General features: G+C 46.2%; 10 protein-coding genes. 4 read left to right on the top strand and 6 right to left on the bottom strand.

Annotation, left to right across the window (positions count from 1 at the left end; translation table 11 throughout):
• Window positions 1-246 precede the first annotated feature (246 nt).
• The 5 genes from QUB25_RS16485 to cbiD form a co-directional block, all read right to left on the bottom strand.
• Window positions 247-1,143: a pirin family protein gene (locus QUB25_RS16485; RefSeq protein ID WP_333184278.1), complete on the bottom strand. Its 897-nt coding sequence runs from the start codon at window positions 1,141-1,143 to the stop codon at window positions 247-249.
• A gap of 155 nt (window positions 1,144-1,298) precedes the next feature.
• A complete protein-coding gene (locus QUB25_RS16490) occupies window positions 1,299-1,514 on the bottom strand; it encodes a hypothetical protein (protein ID WP_006631949.1) in 216 nt (71 codons plus the stop codon).
• Between the two features lie 591 nt (window positions 1,515-2,105).
• The gene (locus QUB25_RS16495) at window positions 2,106-7,988 is read right to left on the bottom strand and encodes a CHAT domain-containing protein (RefSeq protein ID WP_333184281.1); all 5,883 of its coding nucleotides are present in this window, start codon (window positions 7,986-7,988) and stop codon (window positions 2,106-2,108) included.
• 703 nt (window positions 7,989-8,691) lie between these two features.
• Window positions 8,692-10,293, bottom strand: coding sequence for a glutamine-hydrolyzing GMP synthase (gene guaA / locus QUB25_RS16500; protein WP_445251958.1), 1,602 nt, complete (start codon window positions 10,291-10,293; stop codon window positions 8,692-8,694).
• Window positions 10,294-10,640: 347 nt separating this feature from the next.
• Window positions 10,641-11,762 (bottom strand): cobalt-precorrin-5B (C(1))-methyltransferase CbiD, encoded by a 1,122-nt coding sequence (cbiD, locus tag QUB25_RS16505; RefSeq protein WP_333184420.1) that lies wholly within the window; start codon window positions 11,760-11,762, stop codon window positions 10,641-10,643.
• 713 nt (window positions 11,763-12,475) lie between these two features.
• On the opposite strand from cbiD, the gene QUB25_RS16510 reads away from it, so the two are divergent.
• The 4 genes from QUB25_RS16510 (at window position 12,476) to QUB25_RS16525 (ending at window position 18,711) form a co-directional block, all read left to right on the top strand.
• The gene (locus tag QUB25_RS16510; protein ID WP_333184287.1) at window positions 12,476-13,909 is read left to right on the top strand and encodes an MFS transporter; all 1,434 of its coding nucleotides are present in this window, start codon (window positions 12,476-12,478) and stop codon (window positions 13,907-13,909) included.
• A 636-nt stretch (window positions 13,910-14,545) separates the two neighbouring features.
• A complete protein-coding gene (locus QUB25_RS16515) occupies window positions 14,546-15,589 on the top strand; it encodes a DUF2235 domain-containing protein (RefSeq protein ID WP_333184289.1) in 1,044 nt (347 codons plus the stop codon).
• A 75-nt stretch (window positions 15,590-15,664) separates the two neighbouring features.
• The gene (locus tag QUB25_RS16520) at window positions 15,665-17,311 is read left to right on the top strand and encodes a peroxidase family protein (protein WP_333184291.1); all 1,647 of its coding nucleotides are present in this window, start codon (window positions 15,665-15,667) and stop codon (window positions 17,309-17,311) included.
• Window positions 17,312-17,373: 62 nt separating this feature from the next.
• Complete coding sequence (locus QUB25_RS16525) at window positions 17,374-18,711, top strand: catalase (protein ID WP_333184293.1); 1,338 nt, start codon at window positions 17,374-17,376, stop codon at window positions 18,709-18,711.
• Window positions 18,712-18,983: 272 nt separating this feature from the next.
• Here QUB25_RS16525 and rpsD read toward each other — a convergent pair whose 3' ends face one another.
• On the bottom strand, window positions 18,984-19,592 hold the full coding sequence (rpsD, locus tag QUB25_RS16530) for a 30S ribosomal protein S4 (RefSeq protein ID WP_006631941.1): 609 nt from the start codon (window positions 19,590-19,592) through the stop codon (window positions 18,984-18,986).
• Between the last annotated feature and the right edge of the window lie 41 nt (window positions 19,593-19,633).

Genomic DNA, 19,633 nt, shown 5'->3' on the forward strand with positions numbered 1-19,633 from the left:
CAAAAACTGTTAAATCTCAAACAGTTAATCAGTGGTTTGACTCATTTCTATTGGTGGCCGGAGGCAAAAGTTTAATCGTGGTTAATCGACCGGACATAATATCATCCCTACAATATTCTCACCTAATTAATTAGAATCTATGCCTAACGGCATCAAAAGTTTGGGAATAATAGGCGTGAAGATTAGAGTAAAAAAGACAGATTGTGAATCAACAAAAAGTTTTTTAATTTAAATCGCTGCGGTTATTCACAACGGTTGCTCTGCTTGAGAAGGTGGCTCTTGTGGCAGCGGAATAAACTCTGTCTCTTGAGGAACCTGAGCAAACCGTCCCTCTCTCCAATCGACTTTAGCTTGCTCAATGCGCGAGTGCCGACTCGAAACAAAATTCCACCACTTATGCCGCTCACCAACAGGTTCACCGCCAATCACAATACAACGAGCCTTGCCTGAAGCAGAAATGTTTACTTCAGTGCCTGAATTTAGAACTGCCAACCGATGTTGTTCCAGAGGCACTCCATCGATCGCAAGCCCCTCTGTTACGCTGTAAACCGCCTGTTCGCTGTAATGGCCCGGTAAGGGAAATTCTCTTCCAGCAGTCAGTTGCACGTCCAGATAAATCATGGGTGAAAATATTTGAACTGGGGAAGTACGACCATAGGCCTCACCGGCAATTAGGGTGAACGAAACTCCTGCATCCTCCCAAACAGGCAGCTCAGAAGCCGGATGATGCCGAAACCAAGGGTCGGTTTCTTCATATTCATCGGGAAGTGCTATCCAGGTTTGAATGCCATGCAGGATGGCTTCTTTGCTGCGCTCGTCGTCAGGCGTGCGTTCGGAGTGGACAATGCCTCGCCCTGCTGTCATCCAATTCACCGCACCGGGACTGATTTCTTGAACGCTGCCCACACTATCACGATGCAGCAAAACACCTTCAAACAGGTAGGTGACGGTTGCTAAGTTGATGTGCGGATGCGGTCTGACATCCACGCCCCGACCGGGTGGAAACACCGCAGGACCCAGATGGTCAAAAAAGATGAACGGGCCTACCAGTGCTAGAACGTCTGAGGGAAGCAAGCGACGGGCTTGGAACCCACCCAAATCTTGAATGTGTGGCTCAATGAGATGCTGGATGGTATCCGTCATAATGTTTATGAAGTTGCGAACGCTAATTGTGTATGTCAAAAGTGCATTATACAAAAAGCTATGCTTGTAGAGGGCGATCGCAATATCAGTGATTGGTCTAAACTTTCTCAATCGAAAGCTGTTGTAGAGTGTCGAGTTCTCAACGAGCTTTCTGCTTACGAGACGATGGAGAGTTCATCACTGACTTGAATCCGACCTTTGACCAGGGAGCGAATCAGACGATCGAGTGAGCCACGTTCTTCTTCACTGATGGACTCATCAAGGATAGCGGCCATCATGCCGTAGCGGTCAGCTTTGGTAACGCGGTGAGTATCGGTGACAGTGGCAATTAATTCGTTGATAGCGCCGGGGAGAAGATTAACTGGAGACATGGGATTGTTTTGAACTCGACACCTTAATCATCTCGTGGTTTCTCTTAAGAGCAAGTGATGGTGCTGGTTTTTTTCCGTGATAATACTGAAAATATTCGGTGAACCAAGTCCGTGTAACCAGTGATCGAAGTCACAACATTGAAACCTATGCAGCGGTGGAAAAATTACAACCCACCTTCCGCCCTTTGAGTATCACACCGTGATAATTTTCGTCTTGCACGAGTCTGAACTTCCTGCTGTGGAAAAGCTTCAGACCTTCATAGGAAGAACTGCCCCTTCTTTAACCAATTCTCAACAAGTAACGACAGTTGACTTTTTATTTCCTCAAAATTGATGCAAACCTCATGGCTTGGTCAAAAATACCTGAATGTGACAGTCATATCAAATCCCCCCTTCATTGGAAATATTCATCTCTCTTCCCTTCCTCTGTATCCTCTGCGTCCTCTGTGGTTTAATCCTTCGGATCTGACCGGAATTGATATCAAAGGGCCGGACGTGGGGTGTAAGACACCAGAAAAATGATAATTCGGCACACTAAGTACGGAAGAGCAGGTCTAGGTCTCTTGACGACAGGAAATCAGCTTTTCCGGGTTAACGTTTCTCTGCTTCGCCAATGAGGGTAAAAGCGGCCCAATCTACAGGATTAGGATGTTTGACCAATGTCACCAGCATGGCTTTCCGCAGCGCTTGGGCAATATCAGGCGTTAGTTGCATCTGCCGATAAAATTCCGCCATCAAGTCGGCTGTTGATTCATCAGATACTGACCACAGAGAAACTACAACACTCGGAACGCCTGCTGCAATAAACGAACGTGATAAACCAATGATGCCATCACCTGTAATACGACCGCGACCCGTATTGCAAGCACTCAAAACAACAAGTTCGGCATTCAACCTCAAATTGAAAATTTCGCTAGCAGTGAGTAAACCACTGTCATCCTTGCTTGGGGCAAGTGCGATGACTCCAGGTACCCCCAATCCCTCCACGTCATCCAGGATGCCGTGAGTTGCTAAATGCACGATGCGCGATCGCTCTATTTGCTGTAAAACTGCTACTTTTGTCGCTTTGTCGCCTGTGAGCGGTTCAGCATTCAAAAGTTGAGCGATCGCGATCGCTTCGGCTTCAGAGTGTGGGAGTGATGACAGTTGTTGAGGAGGTTGGTTCGTCGTAAAGGCAACACTTGGCATGGTAGGATTCCCAACGACTAGCGCACCTTTTCCTGAAGCAAGCTGTTGCTGTTTCTTGGTTAAAGACAGCACTTGAATTGAAGGTGCTGTTAAAATAGTATGTTTTTCTATCAAGTATTTTCCCGAAGTATCTTGCAGCGCGGCAAAGGGAACTAAGAACAAAGATTCATGAGGAATAAAGGTAATTCGCGACGCTGGATCTTGAGGTAGAAGGTCAGCAATTGGTTCGATCAGTAGTTGATAAAGCTCTTGCAATGACGGGTCTAAAAATCGTTGCTCGACAATAGGCATGGTTCCGGTGGGATTTCTAGTTGGTTGGGATCGCTGCTTGTTTCGCAGGCAACTGGGAATGAAGCAACGACCTTGAGTAACCAAGGCTTTTAATGCAGTTTGTTCCTCAACCAAACGTTTCAAACTGATGCGACGAAATTCAAGTTTTCCGGTCGGCGGCATCACCCAGATATAAAGTTCTGAATCTTGCAGCTTTCTTTGACCATCAGCTTCTACAACTTTTTTGATAATCGAGTAAGAAACTAAAGTGGAATTTTGTTGTTTAGCGATTTGCTGAATTTCCTGGATGTTGAGCGGTTTTATTTGATTTTCCGATGAGTTTAGGGTAGCCTTGCCTGACTGGGAATAAAAACGGTTGGTCAATAATTTAACAAAAGCTTGCGCCCGTCCCCGCTCTGTTATTTCTAGCGCTTTCTCATGCTGATTTTGATTGGCAAGCACTTCTTGCAATGTACTATAACTTGTTTCTTGGGTTTCAAAAATTGAAACTAAATTGAGGTCGTTATTTTCTAAATTTGACCGCAGAGATTCCCAAATTTCAATAGCTGAAAATAAAGCTTTGATAGCTTCTGCTGGTTGCTGTGCTTTGTATAAAGCGTCACCTAAATTTGTGAGTGCGCGGCCTTCAGCGTGGCGATCGCTCAGTTCTCTGGCAATGGCTAAACTTTGTTGGTGAGACTCAATCGCTTGACGATAATTTTTGACAGCATAGTAAGCAATTCCTAAATTCTCTAGAGCACGACCTTGAACGAAGCGATCGCCCAGTGCTGAGGCAATGGCTAAACTTTGTTTCTGCTCATCAATTGCTTTGGCATAATCGGTTAGGGAATAGTGTACTAATCCCAAATTGCTCAAAGCAAGAGCTTCGCCTCGGCGATCGCGCTGCTGTTTAGCAATCGCTAAACTTTGCTCTTGATATTCAACAGCCTTTTTATACTCTTTTTGAGCATAGTAAAGTAATCCCAAATTTCTCAGAACAGTCGCTTCTAAATCAGCCGATTTTAGGGAATGCGCTACTTCCAAACTTTGCTCGTAGTATTCGATCGCTTTTTTATAATTGCCAATCGCGCCGTAAGCAGCTCCCAAACCAATAAAAGCTTGTCCCTTTCCCAATAAATCGGCTCTGGATTCAGCTTGTGCTAAGCGCTGCTGGTGGTAAGAAATTGCTTTTTCATAATCTCCGATCGCGTAGTAAGTCGCGCCTAAATTGTTGAGCGCGTAGCCTTCCCTAGCGCGATCGCGGGAGAGTCTCGCCAGCTCTAAATTCTGCAGGTAGCAGGCGATCGCGTTGCTGTAGTCTTTTGGCGCAGTCTGGAGAGGCAATCCTGGTTGCTGCCCCAGTAATTGTTCCTCAGTTAAGCATTGAGCGGCACTCGGTGTCAGGCTTGCTAAGTTTTGAGGTTCGCGATTTCGATCGCCATTAAGCTGGCTCAATTGTTGAGCGGCAAGGGTATTAGGATTTCCTGGCTGTGTATTAGAGACTTGCACTGATACAGGTACAGTGGCTGCCGCAGTTGGTATTGCCTCTGAGTTTGCAAGCGTTGGTACGAGTGGTGTGGTGGTTGGGAGACGTAATGGTTCTGGCACGCCCCTTTCTGCAGGCAGCGTGGGAGGTAACCCAGATGAAGGAACTTCTAATGGTTCTAGCACGCCGATTTCTGGCGGCAGCGTGGGAACTAACCCAAAGGAATCCCCAAAGGAATCAGAATTATCTGGTTGCGATACACCTAAGCCTAGAGGTGCGATCGCAGGGAATTGAATCGCTGGTGGTGCGAGTGCAGCGAGTGCTGGTGGTTCTGGCGGTACTAGGGGAGCTAACCCACCACTCCCAGAGCCGAAACCTACCCAAATATCTAATCGTGGACTGCCCAAAACAAGGGTAGGAGCGGTCAGAGATATTAATCGGCTGCCACTGGTATCAATGCTGTTGGGGTTATTGCTGCTCGTAGCGAGGCGAATCCTACCCTCATAGGTCAGGATAGTGCCCGGAGCGATCGCGTTCCCAGCTTGTAAAGTGATGTTTCCATCTGGTAGGCCAATCTCAGCTACAGAGCTGAGGAAGCTGTTTTTAGCATTAATACTGTCACCAGAGGTGAGCAAACTGATGTTCCCTCCTCCAGAAAGGATAGAACCCGCTACAGTGATGTCTTCGTTGGAGCGGAGTACAATATTACCGCCAACCCCTGCGCTTGTACTCGAATCTATTCTGTCTCCGGTGGCGCTAAGACTGGATTCGGCTTGAAGGAGAATCGCGCTACCCCCAGAAGTTATGTTGCCTACAGTAGTTAAACGACCCGCCCTAATCTCAATATTGCCACCCCTCCCTTGGGCAGATATAGAATTTAAAGCGCCAATATTGAGCGTGATTCCCCCAAGTGGCTCATTGCGAAAACCAATCGCGCTATCCCCGGAAATAATATCTCTGACAGTAACATCGTATCCTTCAATCTCGATTACGCCACCTTTCCCCGTGCTGGAACTAGAATTTATTACCCCACTGACGTTGAGGTCGCCTATAAAGAAGATCGAGCCACCTCCAGAAATGACATTTCCAAGAGTTATAGGCCCTGTCTTTACTTCGATCTCGCCTCCAATTCCACCGCTATAGCTGGAATTTAGGGTACTATTGCCAGCGTTAAAGCTGCGGGTTTCGCTCAACACATAAATACGACCGCCACCGGAGGTTATATTACCAGTCACAATGTCACCCTCAGTATTACCCACAGCAGTTTTGAGTTCGATCGCGCCTCCCACTCCTCTGTTAGAACTCGAATCAAAATTCCTAGCGCTGATGCTGCTGTTGTTGAAGCTGACACTATTGAGGCTGATACTGCCACCGTTTGAGGCAATGTTGCCGGCTGCAATACTACCAAATGCCACAAGCCCTACATCGCCACCTGCATTGCTGCTGCCAGAGTTGAGATCGCCGACGCCGATCGCACCTGCTTGACTGCTGAGGGTAATGTTGCCACCACTAGAGAGAATATTTCCCGTTGCTATATTGCCGTAAGCATTGAGAGAGATGTTACCCCCTCCGCTACCACCAGTCGCGTTCAGAGTGCTGGCGCCGGTGTCGATCGCATCTCGATTGCTAAGCAAGCTGATCTCGCCTGCCGTGATTCCGCTAGTGTCGATGTTGCCGGCACTGATGTTGCCTTCTCCATAAAGGGTGACTTTGCCTCCGTTTCCAAGGAAGCTAGAGGTTGTAATTCCACCTGCGGCGATCGCGTTTGTCCCGTATAGGAAAATTGACCCACCGTTACCGGCTATCGAGGAAGCGTTCAAGGTGCTGGCGCTTGTATTGATGCTTCCCCCCGCGCTGTAGAGGGTAATATTGCCGGCATTGTCCCTTAAAGTTGAAGTATTCAGGTTTTCCGCTGCGATGTCCCCGGACGCTACCAACGCGAGATCTCCGCCATTTGAAGTAATGGATGCTGCTTGAATGCTGTTTGCAGCGCCTAAAAAAACTGAACCTGCGATCGCGATATTGCCGACTTTAATGCTGGCAGGTGAAGAACTTGTGGGTGCTAGAGTGCTGTTTCCAGTGAGGGGAGTGGGTAGGTTGCCAGCCGTTAAAACCAACTGCGGTCGATCGCTAGATGCGGAACTGATAGCGAGATCGCCGACTGCGATCGCGCCTTCCGCTTGCACTCCCAGAGAAGCGCCTGCGTAATTACCAAAAGAGACGTTTCCGCCTGAGACGATCGTAGAACCGCCTGAACTTGCGAAGTTGCCGGGGCTACCTTGAAGTGTGGCAATTGAGAAATCGCTGCCAGCTCTGAAGAGGGCATCACCGAATACAGTACCGTTACTGGTAAGTGTGATGCGGCCGTCAGCGCTCAGTAAGCTTTGGGAGTGATTGCGCGCCTGGATGTCTATTTGGCGATCGCCCTGTACGGCTAGGTTTCCACCCGCATTAGTAAAAAAAGAGTTAGCCGCGCTGTCGCGGATACGGACAATTTCCCCCGCTTGCAATTTCAAGTCACCGGTTGTTTGTAGTTGCCTGTTTGCTAGGGTCAGGTTACGCGCCGCTGACACAGTAGCCGTTTGAGCAGACACTGCTAAATTTTGGTTCGCACCTGTTGCCTGAGTGTCGGCGATCGCCACATCGCCAGCTTCTACCCGCAAGTCTGAATTCGTTAGCTGTACGCTTCCGTCGCTGTTAACTGTAACGCCTGTAGCATTGCTGCTACCCCCTGTCAGCAGTTGGGGCAGGGTGAGGGGATTCAACGGCAGAGGGGCAGAATCTAGATTAGAAGAGGGGGAAATTTCTAAACTCAGCAGATGCCCTGCTTGAGAAATGCGGACTAAGTTTTCTCCGGGCACCGATGCGATCGCAATTTGCCCGGAAGGTGCTGACAAAGTACCGGGGCTGAAAACTGTTCCGCCTATCAAAGCTAGCGTTTGCCCGTTAGGTACGCGCAGTTGACCGAAATTTGCGATCGCCCCTGGCTGAGCTGTAGCAAAATTTAAAATGCTTGGCGTTCCTGTTAGCATAGCGTATTCATTAACGCCAACTGCCTGAAACCAATTGTTGCCAAATCCGATTCCGGTTGCTGTCGTTGCCAAGAATGAACCAGGCACGTTTAGTTGAGCGCTGGAACCAAAAACAATCCCCGCCGGATTCATCAGAAATAAGTTAGAATTACCGCCTATTACTTGAATTAAACCGTTAATATAAGAAGCATCGCCACCCACAACTCGCCCTAAAATATTGCGGATATTGGGTTCAGAAATAAAGTTAACAATTTGACCGTCTTTGAGTCCAAACTGCTGAAAGCTATGAAAGAGATTAGTGCCGTCTTGTGAGCGCTGTCCCCCGTTAATGTTAAATTGATTGCCGGAGGCATTAACAGCAGTTCCTGTGCCATCGGGAGACGGAGTAATTGGCTGTCCTGTAGCAGCAGGTGAGAATAGTAAAAAACCTAAAGATACCACCCAAGTATAAGTCAAAAGTTGCTGTTGATATCTTTGAGTTATTCTTGTTGTAATCATTAGACTTCTCCCTGATTTTTTTTGCTGATCACGCTTAAATTATAATAAAACTTTTTCCTCAAAAAACATGAGTGGAGTTTAAGCTAAGCACGTTAAAAAGTGCGCTCTTAGCTCAAATGGTAAACTTTTATAGAACCCATTTGAGAGCTAAGCGGCTGCAAGCCTTATCAGCATCAGCCTAATAACAATAGTCCGGAGAGTTTTTAGTTCCTAGTCTGAAACCCGTGATTTTTCCTTGGTAGTTCGATGGCCCACTCGCCTTGAAAGCCATATTATACGGTTGGTTATCAAACACTGTCCGAAGTCTTGTAATAAAACAAAGATTAACCTTGGCAGTCGCATCAACTAGAGTTCTCTAAAAATTACTGACGAGGATTTTGCAAGTATCTATCCAAGCATTTGCCCGTTCTCTTCCCCTACCTTGCCACAACCGGAAAAAACAAGGATTCGAGGATGATCCACTCTTCGTCTGTGAGGCTGGTAGAGTAGGGAATAACTGCTGGATAGGAATTTTGCAGTCACTTTTCTTCAATACAGTAAAAAATGTCAAATGGGTTCTATAAAAGCGATCGCCCTTCCTACTCCCCCATCCCCTGAAGCCCGTGAAGCGTAACTATCCCACAGGGAATCGCCTTTTTATCCAAAATCAAAATAAGTAGACAGACAAAAAAATCAGTCCGCCTACTTAATCGCTAATTAGAAATCACTCCCACTCGATCGTTCCCGGTGGCTTAGAAGTAATATCGTAAACCACCCGGTTCACCCCCTTAACCTCATTCACAATCCGGTTCGAGATCAGTTCCAACAAATCGTAAGGAACCCGCGCCCAGTCAGCCGTCATCCCATCTTCACTCTTAATAAATCGCAGAACAATCGGGTAAGCATAAGTGCGCTGATCGCCCATCACCCCTACACTGCGAATCGGCAGCAAAACTGCAAAAGCTTGCCAAAGTTCACCGTACAATCCGTGCCGGTTAATTTCTTGGCGAACAATGAAGTCAGCATCCCGCAAAATATTTAGTCTCTCTGCGGTAACTTCTCCTATAATCCGAATCGCCAATCCCGGGCCGGGGAAAGGTTGTCGGTTCACGATTTCTTCGGGAAGCCCGATCGACCTGCCGACTTTTCGCACTTCATCCTTAAACAGTTTTCGCAGCGGTTCAATCAGCTTAAATCGCAAATCTTTGGGCAAACCGCCGACGTTGTGGTGGCTTTTAATTTTAACAGCAACTCGTTCGCCACTTTTCGGGTCTGCATTAGTGTCAGCCGACTCAATCACATCAGGATAAAGAGTACCTTGGGCGAGGTAGTCAAAGGGGCCTAGACGCTTCGATTCTTCTTCAAATACGTTGATAAATTCGTGACCGATCCGCTTGCGTTTTACTTCAGGATCGGTAATCCCTTCAAGTTGAGCTAAAAAGCGTTCGCGAGCATTAACATACTCAACATCAATGTGGAATTGCTCTTTAAATAATTTTACCAACCGTTCTGGTTCATACTTCCGCATAAACCCTTGGTCGATAAACATACAGGTAAGTTGGTCGCCGATCGCCTTGTGCAGCAAGAAAGCCAAAGTAGAAGAATCTACACCACCGGATAGAGCCAGCAAAACTCGTTTATCCCCCACTTGCTCTCGAATTTCTCGAATCGATTCCTCCACAAAAGTAGCGGTCGTCCAAGTCGGTTCGCACTCGCAAATGTGGTAAACAAAATTGCGAATTAAAGCTATTCCCCCGATCGAGTGAACTACTTCTGGGTGAAACTGAACGCCGTACAAATTTTTCTCGTGGTGAGCAACAGCAGCACACGGAGTATTGTCAGTGTGAGCGAGGATCTCAAAACCCCTCGGCAGTTGAGTACACGAGTCTCCGTGGCTCATCCACATCGTGCTGCCCTCTTCGACATTTGTCAGCAAATCCGTAGGATCGTCAATAAATAGCGATGCCTTGCCGTATTCCGCTAATTTCGAGCGCTCAACCGTGCCTCCGAGCTGCTTGACCATCAACTGCATCCCGTAGCACACTCCCAACACCGGTATTCCCAAATTCCAAATTTCTGGGTCGCAGTGGGGTGCTTTTTCATCGTATACAGAACTCGGGCCTCCTGAAAGAATAATTCCTTTAGGATTGATAGCTTTTAACTGTTCTGCCGTAGTTCGGTAAGAAATAACTTCTGAATATACTTGAGTTTCGCGAATTCGACGAGCAATCAGTTCGGAATATTGCGAACCGAAGTCGAGAATCACGATTATCTGGCGCTCTATCTGCTCCAGAAAAGAGTTTGCGAGAACGGATTCAGTTTCTATTTGAGTAGTCACGGTTATTGCGTAATTGCTAAGTGCTAATTGGGCAGAAAGTAGGGGAGGTATTTGTCGCTGCTTCAGTACAATACTGAGAAAGGCGAGCAAGCATTAGTCGCTAGGAATAAATCTTATTTATACTAGATTGCAGTCAGCGATGTTAGTCGATTAATAGGGTCGAGGCCAAGCATAGATTTACTTCAATCCTTACCCTAATTAATTGAACTCTTGCGTCAAAAACTGCGTCCCCAAGCAACCTAGTATAATTAAGGTCTAGGGACAAAGAATTATTACTTGTTAAATATTATCCCTGAGCGATGTTTTAAACAGAATTCAGGGATATTCACACTACATTAACAAATTTGGGTCAAAAATGTATCTCCTATATCACTTTTAACAATAATTTTGCGATCGCGCCCGAACATCACCGATCCCACGGGGATGTGCAAGTTAGTGTGAGTAAAAATGCAATCCGATGACCGCAAGTCTATTTGTCGGGCGATGTCGCCGTAAATTCGATCGACCCAATTGCTCCCAAACTCGGCGTCCAAAGCGCGCAGTTGTCCGAGAGCCTCTTCGGCTGTCGCTGCGGCAAAAATTGCGGAACAAGCATCGGCAGGCATTCCAGCCTTAGCACAGTAAGCTGTGAGAATTTCCCTGCGCCCGTCAGCGAGGTGGTGGTGAGTGTGAAAAATTCCCGCAGCCAATTTCATCAGTTTCCCGTGATAGCCAAACAGCAAAATTGACTGCACGCCTTGATATCCTGCTTCTACCAGCAGCGGGCCGAGCCAGTTAGCGGTTTTGACTAGCCTCTCAGGATTAATCCCCAGTTGTCGCGCTAAATCCAAGCCGTTTTCGCCGATGCAGAAAACCAAACAGTCAAACAGTTCGGCTTTTTGTTGCAGTTGTTCGCGGTAAAGTTCCAACTGTCCAGGGGCACTCAGCGGTTGAGAAATGCCTGTTGTACCCAGCAGCGAAAGTCCTTCTACCACGCCGAAAGCTTCGTTAGAAGTGCGGGTGGCTAGTTGCCGCCCAGACGGCAAAATCAGGGTGACAGTAATTTTTTCGGACGGTGAGAGTTCTAGGCTCAGATTCGATCGCAACAGTCGCATTGCGTAATCATAAATTGCCGCTCCTCCACCTGCTTTATGATGTCCAATTCCCTCCCCGCCAACAATCTGTATTTGTTCCCCCTCTCCTTCTCTCCGCAAATCCACCATTGCCCAAACGGGGGTATTGCGAGTCAGATCGAGATTTTCCCCCGGATCGGAGCGAGTCACTCCTAAAGCGGTACCAGTTTTGAGTACAGACGCCTGTTCGATCGGAATTTCTGCCGTTATTTGCGGTTCCAGTAAATTTACTGATACGCTATCAACAGACTGGATACCCTCACGCAAGCACCGCAAAGCTGCAAGTGCGGCCGCACAGGCAAATACTGGCAGTGTATACCCGGATAAAGGTTGAGTTTTGGTCACGCTCAAATGCACAAATACGTAAATTTGCTGGCGATTGACATCACGCCTTAGCACTGATACCCCTCAAACATTTAAGTTTAATTCTAGGGTTTGCTATTATCTGCAGTTAGCGTAATTTTTGTCAACTATAATTTTGTCCTGTGAGTTGCCTGGAAGCAAGCAACACTTTTTTGATGTGTGTTAGCGAAGCCCTCGTAGAGGATCGCCAATAAGCCACTCCGAAGCTTTAGCGGCACCTGGGGGCGATTTTCACAAAAAACTCGGACTCTCGATCGCGAGCGCTGGCACGAACAAACGGATTCCACGAATTAGGTAGAAATAGTTAGCAGCTATACTCCGCAAGTCGATCGTCTTTCATTTTATAGATTTAGCTAGCCGTAAAGATTTGAGAACCCAGTGAACTCGCGCGAAATTGGCTTTTGCCCTTGGGGGGCCTTGTTTGAGGCGGAATTCGAGGAATTCTTGGTAGGCGAAATGCTACGCTCGCTTCCTGGTTAAGCCCTAAAACCTACTTTTTTACACTTAGCATATTTATATCTCCCAACCGGTTGATGTCCTATCGATCGCAAGTCATTTATATTGATCGGAATTACCCGGACGTGCCAGTCCTACTTTTGAGCTAACCTCTTGAAGGTGGGGCTGGTTTTATCTAACCCTGTTACTTCAATTCTCCAATCTAAAATTTAAAATCTAAAATCTAAAATCGATTGACTATGTTTGAACCAGTTGCAGAGTTAAATGAACCTCTATCTCTTCAGGCTCCTGAAATACTAGACAATCAAATATCTCAGCTCGTTTTACCTCCACAAACTGATCTCAAAATTTCTAAACAAGAGGTTCGATCAACCCTGAAAGCCTCAACTCTAGACGGCGTTTTTGCGGCTGTCTTCGAGTCGGCGACTGGCGGCGTGCTGCTGAGCAACTTCTTGCTGCAACTCGGGGCGAGCAGCGTGGAAATAGGTATATTCTCGGCTATTCCGATGGTGGTAAATCTTCTGCAACCACTAGGAGCATACATCGCAGACCGCACAACCAGCCGCCACTGGTACAACCTATTTGTATTCGGCGCGTCGCGGCTGCTGTGGCTGGTGCTCGCGGTGGTAATTGTTTGGGGTTCCCAGCACGCAGACCCCCACCAACTGCTGCAATGGACGCTGGTAACAGTCGTAGCAGCTAGCGTGCTGGCAGCTTTTGCCAATTCTAGCTGGTTCAGTTGGATGGCTGCTGTGGTTCCTCAGCGCTTGCGGGGACGCTATTTTGGCTTTCGCAACAGTGCTGTCAGCCTCATCACTTTGCTGGGAGTACCGTTGATGGGATTGGGAGTGTCAACTTGGGACGGCGGTCCAATTTTGGGCTACGGTATTGTTTTATTGGTGGGTGTTTGGGCGGGAATGATTAGTTTGGGGTGTCAATTCTTTATGGTTGATGTGAATCCCCACGTATACAAAAAAGATGCACAGAATGATCGACTTACAGAGAAAGAAGCCAAGAAAATAACAGATTTTGTACCTTCAGTGCTGAAAGATTCTAATTTTTTAATGTTTATTCTTTACTTCAGTGTGTGGACATTTGCTATTAATCTCAGCGCGCCTTTTTTTAATATCTACTTGCTGAAAGATTTAAGCTTGGATGTGAGTTTGGTAACGATTTACACCAGCTTAAGTTCCGGCGCCAATCTACTGCTGCTGATGTTTTGGGGTAAGTTGGCCGATCGCTGGGGAAATCGCCCCCTGCTAATTGCGGTTGGGCTGGTGGTGGCCCTAACGCCTTTGCTGTGGTTGGGTACGGGCAATTACCCGTTTGCCCTATGGGTGTGGCTGCCGCTGCTGCACTTGTTGGGGGGAACGACGTTAGGCGCGATCGGGCTGTGTACTAACAATATTCAAATGGAGATAGCGTCGATCAAGCAACCTTCAACTTATTTTGCGATCGCCGCAGCGGTTTCGGGATTAGCTGGGGCTTTGGGAACTACCGCCGGCGGCTTTCTTGCCGAACTTCCGGGCATGAGTTTGGGCTCACTGTTTGCCCTTTCGGCTGCTGTGCGGCTGATTGCTCTTCTGCCTTTGGTTTTGGTGCGAGAACCTCGTAGCCAGTCGCTGCGGTCGATCGTCCCCACTTTGGGACGTTTCAATTTAAACCGCGACTAGGAATTTTTCGCACAACTTTAGCGATCGAGAAACCAGAAAAGCCCACAGATTGTTAAAAACTTCCAGCACATCGCAGAAAATCTGAGAGTCGCTGCAACAAATTTTAATCTAAAACCTAGTTCACATCTGCTATCTGTTCGGCCAATACCTCACTATTATCTTGCAGCTAACTGACAAATTGATCGGATATAGCTGTTCTCAAAACTCACCAGGCAGAGCATAAATGTGTTTAAATGTTTGTTAGCTATGGCGTCGGAGCGCTACTCCTGTTAGGAGAATCGAGCCTTTTCCCAGAATCAAAGCTACTATTTCACGCTCTACATTTTTTAGGTTTTAAGAGAATCTAGCCTTTTCCCAGAATTAAAGCTAATATTTCACACTGTAAACATTTTAATTTAAGAATCATAAATAAAATTTAAATTTTAATACAACCAACTAGACTAGATGGTGTTTTGGGACTAATATCCTGAAAATCGAAATAGCTAAAGATTGCCCAGCCAGATAACAATAGGGTCGAGCAAGAAATTAGGAGGGCTCGCCTGACGCGACAGAAAAACGGGAAGTGGCAATTCTCTTCTAACCGATTACCAATGACAGGTCGCTATCAAATCTCAAATTCAAAGAGAGAATATAAAAATGACGAAGCCAGGGAAACGTCTGATAGTTTGCTGTGATGGAACTTGGAACAAACTAGATACTCAGTGCCCAACTAATGTGGTTAAGCTTGCCCAGGCCGTGAAACGGACAGCCAGTGACGGGGTTCCGCAGATCGTGTTTTATGACGAGGGAATTGGAGTAGATAGTAACAAGATTGTGGGCGGAGTCACTGGGCTGGGAATCGATAAAAATATACAAGATGCCTATCGTTTTCTTTCTTTCAACTACGATCAGGGTGACGAAATCTATCTATTCGGGTTCAGTCGCGGTGCTTACACAGTCAGGAGTCTAGCGGGGATGATCTATTGCTCCGGTCTCCTATCCCGCCGTAACGTTACCATGGCATCACAAGCTTACGAGCTTTACCGTAAGCGAGAGATTTCACCAAAGCATCCGGAAGCAAAGAGTTTCCGCGAAAAGTACGGCAAAGATAAGGGCGATCGCGTCCCGATTACCTTGCTTGGTTGTTTCGACACCGTTGGAGCCCTTGGTATTCCTGTTGTACCCGCCTTCAGGAAGTTTGAGGGACAGCTCAAAGCAAGGTACAAATTCCACGACACCACTTTAAATAAGGATATTGAGAATGCGGTGCACGCCGTTGCGATCGACGAAATTCGCGAAGTCTTTGATGTTACCCTGATGAAGAAAAATCCTGATGCCCCGAACCAGAAGCTTCGTCAAGTTTGGTTTCCAGGCGAACATGGCTGCATCGGCGGTGGTACGCCAGCATACCGCGGGTTATCAGATGCTGTCTTGAAGTGGATGTTCGATCAAATCAGTGACCTTGAATTGAAGCTTGAATTCGAGCCAGAGGCCATTGAGGATATCAAGCCTGATTATAAGGTTCCATTTCAAAACAATCCTGGGTTCTTCAAATTGGCAGGAATCAAGTGGCGCGAGGTGGGGGATACCATTGACGATCTTCATGAAAGCGCGATCGAGCGATTGAAAAAAAGCCAAGACTATCGGCCTAAAAATCTGCAAAAAATTCTCTCCAAAGTAATTGAAAATATAGAAAAATGATAAAACTTTATCAAGCTCTCAGAACCGAACATAAGAAGACGATCTAATCTACAACAATCGAAAGGAAAAGCAATCATGAAAAGAGATACATCTAGAGATGGATTGAGCAACAAAGCTTTAGCATATACGTTGACTCATTTCAAACCTATTTGGGATTTAGTTCAAAGTTACGAGCCTCTGAAACGTAAACTAAACAAATTTTTTCTCAATAGTATCATTTACAAACTTCCGACTCGCCCGCTGCCCTATAGCTTAATGGGCTTAGATCCCAAAATTCCAGGGACAGATATTCCCAAAAAAACTGATACCTACATCTCTTGGGATTCACTTACAGACAAGACTTATACTGGGCGACATTTACCTCCCGACCCAGAATTTAACAAAGAAGGGAATTTACCACCACTGGACAAATTAAAGACCTTATTCCAAAAAAGAGATGGAAAAACCATTTATTCGGAAAAATCGACTCTGCTCTTTCCCTATTGGGTGCAGTGGTTTACAGATAGTTTTCTGCGGATAGATCAGCAAAACCGCTTCAAAAACACCTCCAACCATCAGATTGATATGTGTAATGTCTACGGGTTGACCCGCAAACAAACAAATATGCTCAGAGCTTTCAAAGACGGTAAATTTAAAACCCAAAAGCTCAAGCGCAAAGATGGCGTAGAAGAAGAGTATCCACTCTTTTATTATGCCGATCCTGAGCAGGGTATTATCGATCCTCAATTTGAAGGTCTTCATGCACCCCTTAATGATGAGAAAAGACAACCCCCCGAAAAGAAAGGCAAGCTATTTGCAATGGGAGTTGAACGGGCAAACGTCCAAATTGGCTATGTCATGCTCAACACTTTATGTATCAGGGAGCATAATCGAATTTGTGATGTTTTGTCCAAAAGCTATCCGGAATGGGACGATGAGAGGCTCTTCCAAACCGCGAGAAATATTCTCATGGTGATTGTTCTCAATATCATTATGGAAGAGTACATTTTCCACATTACGCCCTATAATTTTAGGTTTTTTGCCGATCCTGAAGCTTTTACCAAGGAAAGTTGGTATCGAGAAAATTGGATGGCGATTGAGTTTAGTTTTGTCTATCGCTGGCATAGTGCGATTCCGGAAACCTTTATCTATGACGGCCAAGAAAAATCCATGTACGATTCCCTCTGGAATAATCAGATGTTAATTGATAAAGGGTTGGGTGCATTGATGGAAGAAAGTTGTTCCCAACCAGGCACTAGAATTGGTTTGTTTAACACACCTGATTTTAAGATCGCAGGAACACCCTATACATTTATTGATGCTACCGAACTAGCATCTGTTAAACTCGGACGGCAGGCGCAGTTAGCCAGTTATAACGATTACCGCGAAATGTGTGGTTATCCCAGGGTGACTGATTTCAATCAAATTACGGGTGACGAATACGCTCAACAGAAATTAAAAGAGTTGTACGGTCATGTTGATAAGATTGAATTATTTGTCGGATTGTACGCTGAAGATGTCCGGAAAAATTCAGCAATTCCGCCTTTAGTAGCACGGATAATTGGCATTGATGCTTTCTCCCAAGCTTTAACTAATCCTTTGTTATCGCCTAAAGTCTTCAACAAGGAAACTTTTTCTGAGGTTGGTTGGGAAATTATCCAAAATACCAAAACAGTTTCTGATTTAGTGAATCGTAATGTTCCTCCAAGCGATCCCAAGTACAAAGTCTCCTTCGATCTTTAAGTTGTAGCTGACAACTAAGGATCAAATTAGTTGGGGGCGCAAAGACACCTGCGCCCTCAAAAATGAGGAATAAAAAGGCGATCTTTTCGCAAGCGCTCACCTACGGCAATTCGGAGCAATTGCACCAGCAGCTATACTATTTAACAGAGGCAACGGTTTGTGTAGAACCTTTTTTAGCGATTAACCGAAGGTTATTTATGAGCAAGAAGTTATTTACCGAATATCCCGAACAGGACGAACGCAAATACTACGATCTTTTGGTTGAGCAAGCCAAGCTTCGGATGGATAATCTTTACGGGGATAAAGAGCGGGCGCTGCGAGATACTCACGCCAAAACTCATGCTTGCGTTAAAGGAACTCTGGAAATTTTTGACTTTGATGAGGAAGCGATTAAACGGGAATTGGGCAAACGCGCTTCGTTAAGTTCTTCGCGACTCAATACTATTTCCCTTAAGCAAGGTTTGCTGGCAAAACCCAAAGAATATCCTGTTTGGTTGCGATTTGCTAACGGGGCTACCAAGGTATACAATGATTACGCCAAAGATTCGCGCTCAATGTCAGTGAAAGTGATGGGGGTGGAAGGGGAACGACTGGCGCAAAGTCACGAGTCAAAAACCCAGGACATCATTGTTCACAATTCAGAGCTATTTGTGAGCCAAACCATCAAAGACTACTACGGCTTTTTTTCGGCTCTGGTTGAATCACCAGAGACATTGAAAAAATGGCTAATGCGACATCCCAGACACTTTCTAGCGGTCTCGACGCTTACGGGTAGCCGGACTCCGAAGAGTTTGCTAACAACAAAATATTGGAGCGGTTCACCCTCTGCTTTGGGTCTCAATCCCGATTTCGATCCCTCCCAGCCTGGTCTAGTTCCTGTCGAATATCCTGCTGTAATTAAGTATGGGTTTACTCCGGTTTCATGCAAACCGCCGCACGACATAATTCCAGAACAATCTCGACCGGGAATCCCTAAAATTCCCTTTGTCGATCGCGCTAAAGCCTTGGGTTTAGATCCCAATAAACCAGACAATTATTATCGGGACGATCTAATTCAAGCCTTGGCGAAACCTGATGCCGAATACTGGTGGGATTTTGGCATTCAGTTCCAAACCAGCCTAAAAATGCCGATCGACGATGGTATCAATGTCTGGAAGGAAAAGGAATCACCCTTTTTGAGAGTAGGTCGTCTCACCGTCAAGCATCAGATTATTGATTATGAAAAACAATCTGATTTCAACGAAAACCTGAGATATTCTCCCTGGAACGGCTTAGCAGTTCATCGTCCAGTAGGTGCGATCAATCGGATACGCGGTGTTGTTTACCCGGTTGTAGCGAATTATCGCCTTCAAAAGCGAGGTCTTGTCCACCAAGAACCAACCGGAGAAGAAACATTTTAAAGGAAAAATTTGGGGGTAGGACATCATTTAATGCCCTCAGCCAGGTTTCGTCTGAGCCAATGGCAACTCAAGGAAGTTAACAAGCGAAACCTTCAAAAAATCCCATCCCTTTTTAGGGGGTGGGAGTGTTGAAAATTATGAATTCTTAGCCCTCAGTCCTTAGTCCTCATTATTCAGTAGCAATTAATCAATAACTGGGTTCCTACCCAATTATTAATTATTCTGCTAGCAACCAACTGATGACTAATGACCAACGACTGATGACTAATAACTTAAGCTTGCCGTGAGTAGTATTCCACCACTAGCAGTTCGTTAATCTGTAGAGCAATCCACTCGCGTTCGATAACGCCATTAACTTTGCCAATTAGTTTTTGCTTATCAAATTCCAAGTGATTGGGCAAGTGAGCCAAGCCTGGGTCTTTGAGATTAGCTTCTACCATTGTGCGCGAGCGCTCTCTATTTTTCACCGCAATCACATCACCAGGCTTGCACTGATAGCTGGCGATATTGACTTCACGGTCATTGACAGTTATGTGACCGTGATTTACCAATTGTCTAGCGGACGGAATGGTTGGAGCCATTCCCATCCGAAACACAGTATTGTCCAAGCGCATTTCCAAAAATTGCAGTAACACTTGACCTGTGGAGCCCGTGACACGGCGGGCTTTGCGGACGTAACGGAGCAGTTGGCGTTCCGTCACACCGTAATTGAAACGGAGTTTTTGCTTTTCTTGCAAGCGAACCGCATACTCAGAGAGCTTTTTGCGGTTTTGACCGTGCTGTCCAGGCGGATAATCTCGTCTGGGGGTTTTGCGGGTTAGACCCGGCAACTCTTTCAGGCGACGGACGATTCTCAATCGGGGGCCTCGATATCGAGACATTTATTTTCCTCTCTAATATCTGTATGCAATTTTATGCAGAC

It is taken from the genome of Microcoleus sp. B3-D7, assembly GCF_036705305.1.
Taxonomy (GTDB): Bacteria; Cyanobacteriota; Cyanobacteriia; order Cyanobacteriales; family Microcoleaceae; genus Microcoleus.

Bases quoted from the DNA above. Each gene is read 5' to 3' on its own strand.
- QUB25_RS16485 (WP_333184278.1), bottom strand. From the start codon at position 1,143: ATGACGGATACCATCCAGCATCTCATTGAGCCACACATTCAAGATTTG.
- QUB25_RS16490 (WP_006631949.1), bottom strand. From the start codon at position 1,514: ATGTCTCCAGTTAATCTTCTCCCCGGCGCTATCAACGAATTAATTGCC.
- QUB25_RS16495 (WP_333184281.1), bottom strand. From the start codon at position 7,988: ATGATTACAACAAGAATAACTCAAAGATATCAACAGCAACTTTTGACT.
- QUB25_RS16510 (WP_333184287.1), top strand. From the start codon at position 12,476: ATGTTTGAACCAGTTGCAGAGTTAAATGAACCTCTATCTCTTCAGGCT.
- QUB25_RS16515 (WP_333184289.1), top strand. From the start codon at position 14,546: ATGACGAAGCCAGGGAAACGTCTGATAGTTTGCTGTGATGGAACTTGG.
- QUB25_RS16520 (WP_333184291.1), top strand. From the start codon at position 15,665: ATGAAAAGAGATACATCTAGAGATGGATTGAGCAACAAAGCTTTAGCA.
- QUB25_RS16525 (WP_333184293.1), top strand. From the start codon at position 17,374: ATGAGGAATAAAAAGGCGATCTTTTCGCAAGCGCTCACCTACGGCAAT.
- rpsD (WP_006631941.1), bottom strand. From the start codon at position 19,592: ATGTCTCGATATCGAGGCCCCCGATTGAGAATCGTCCGTCGCCTGAAA.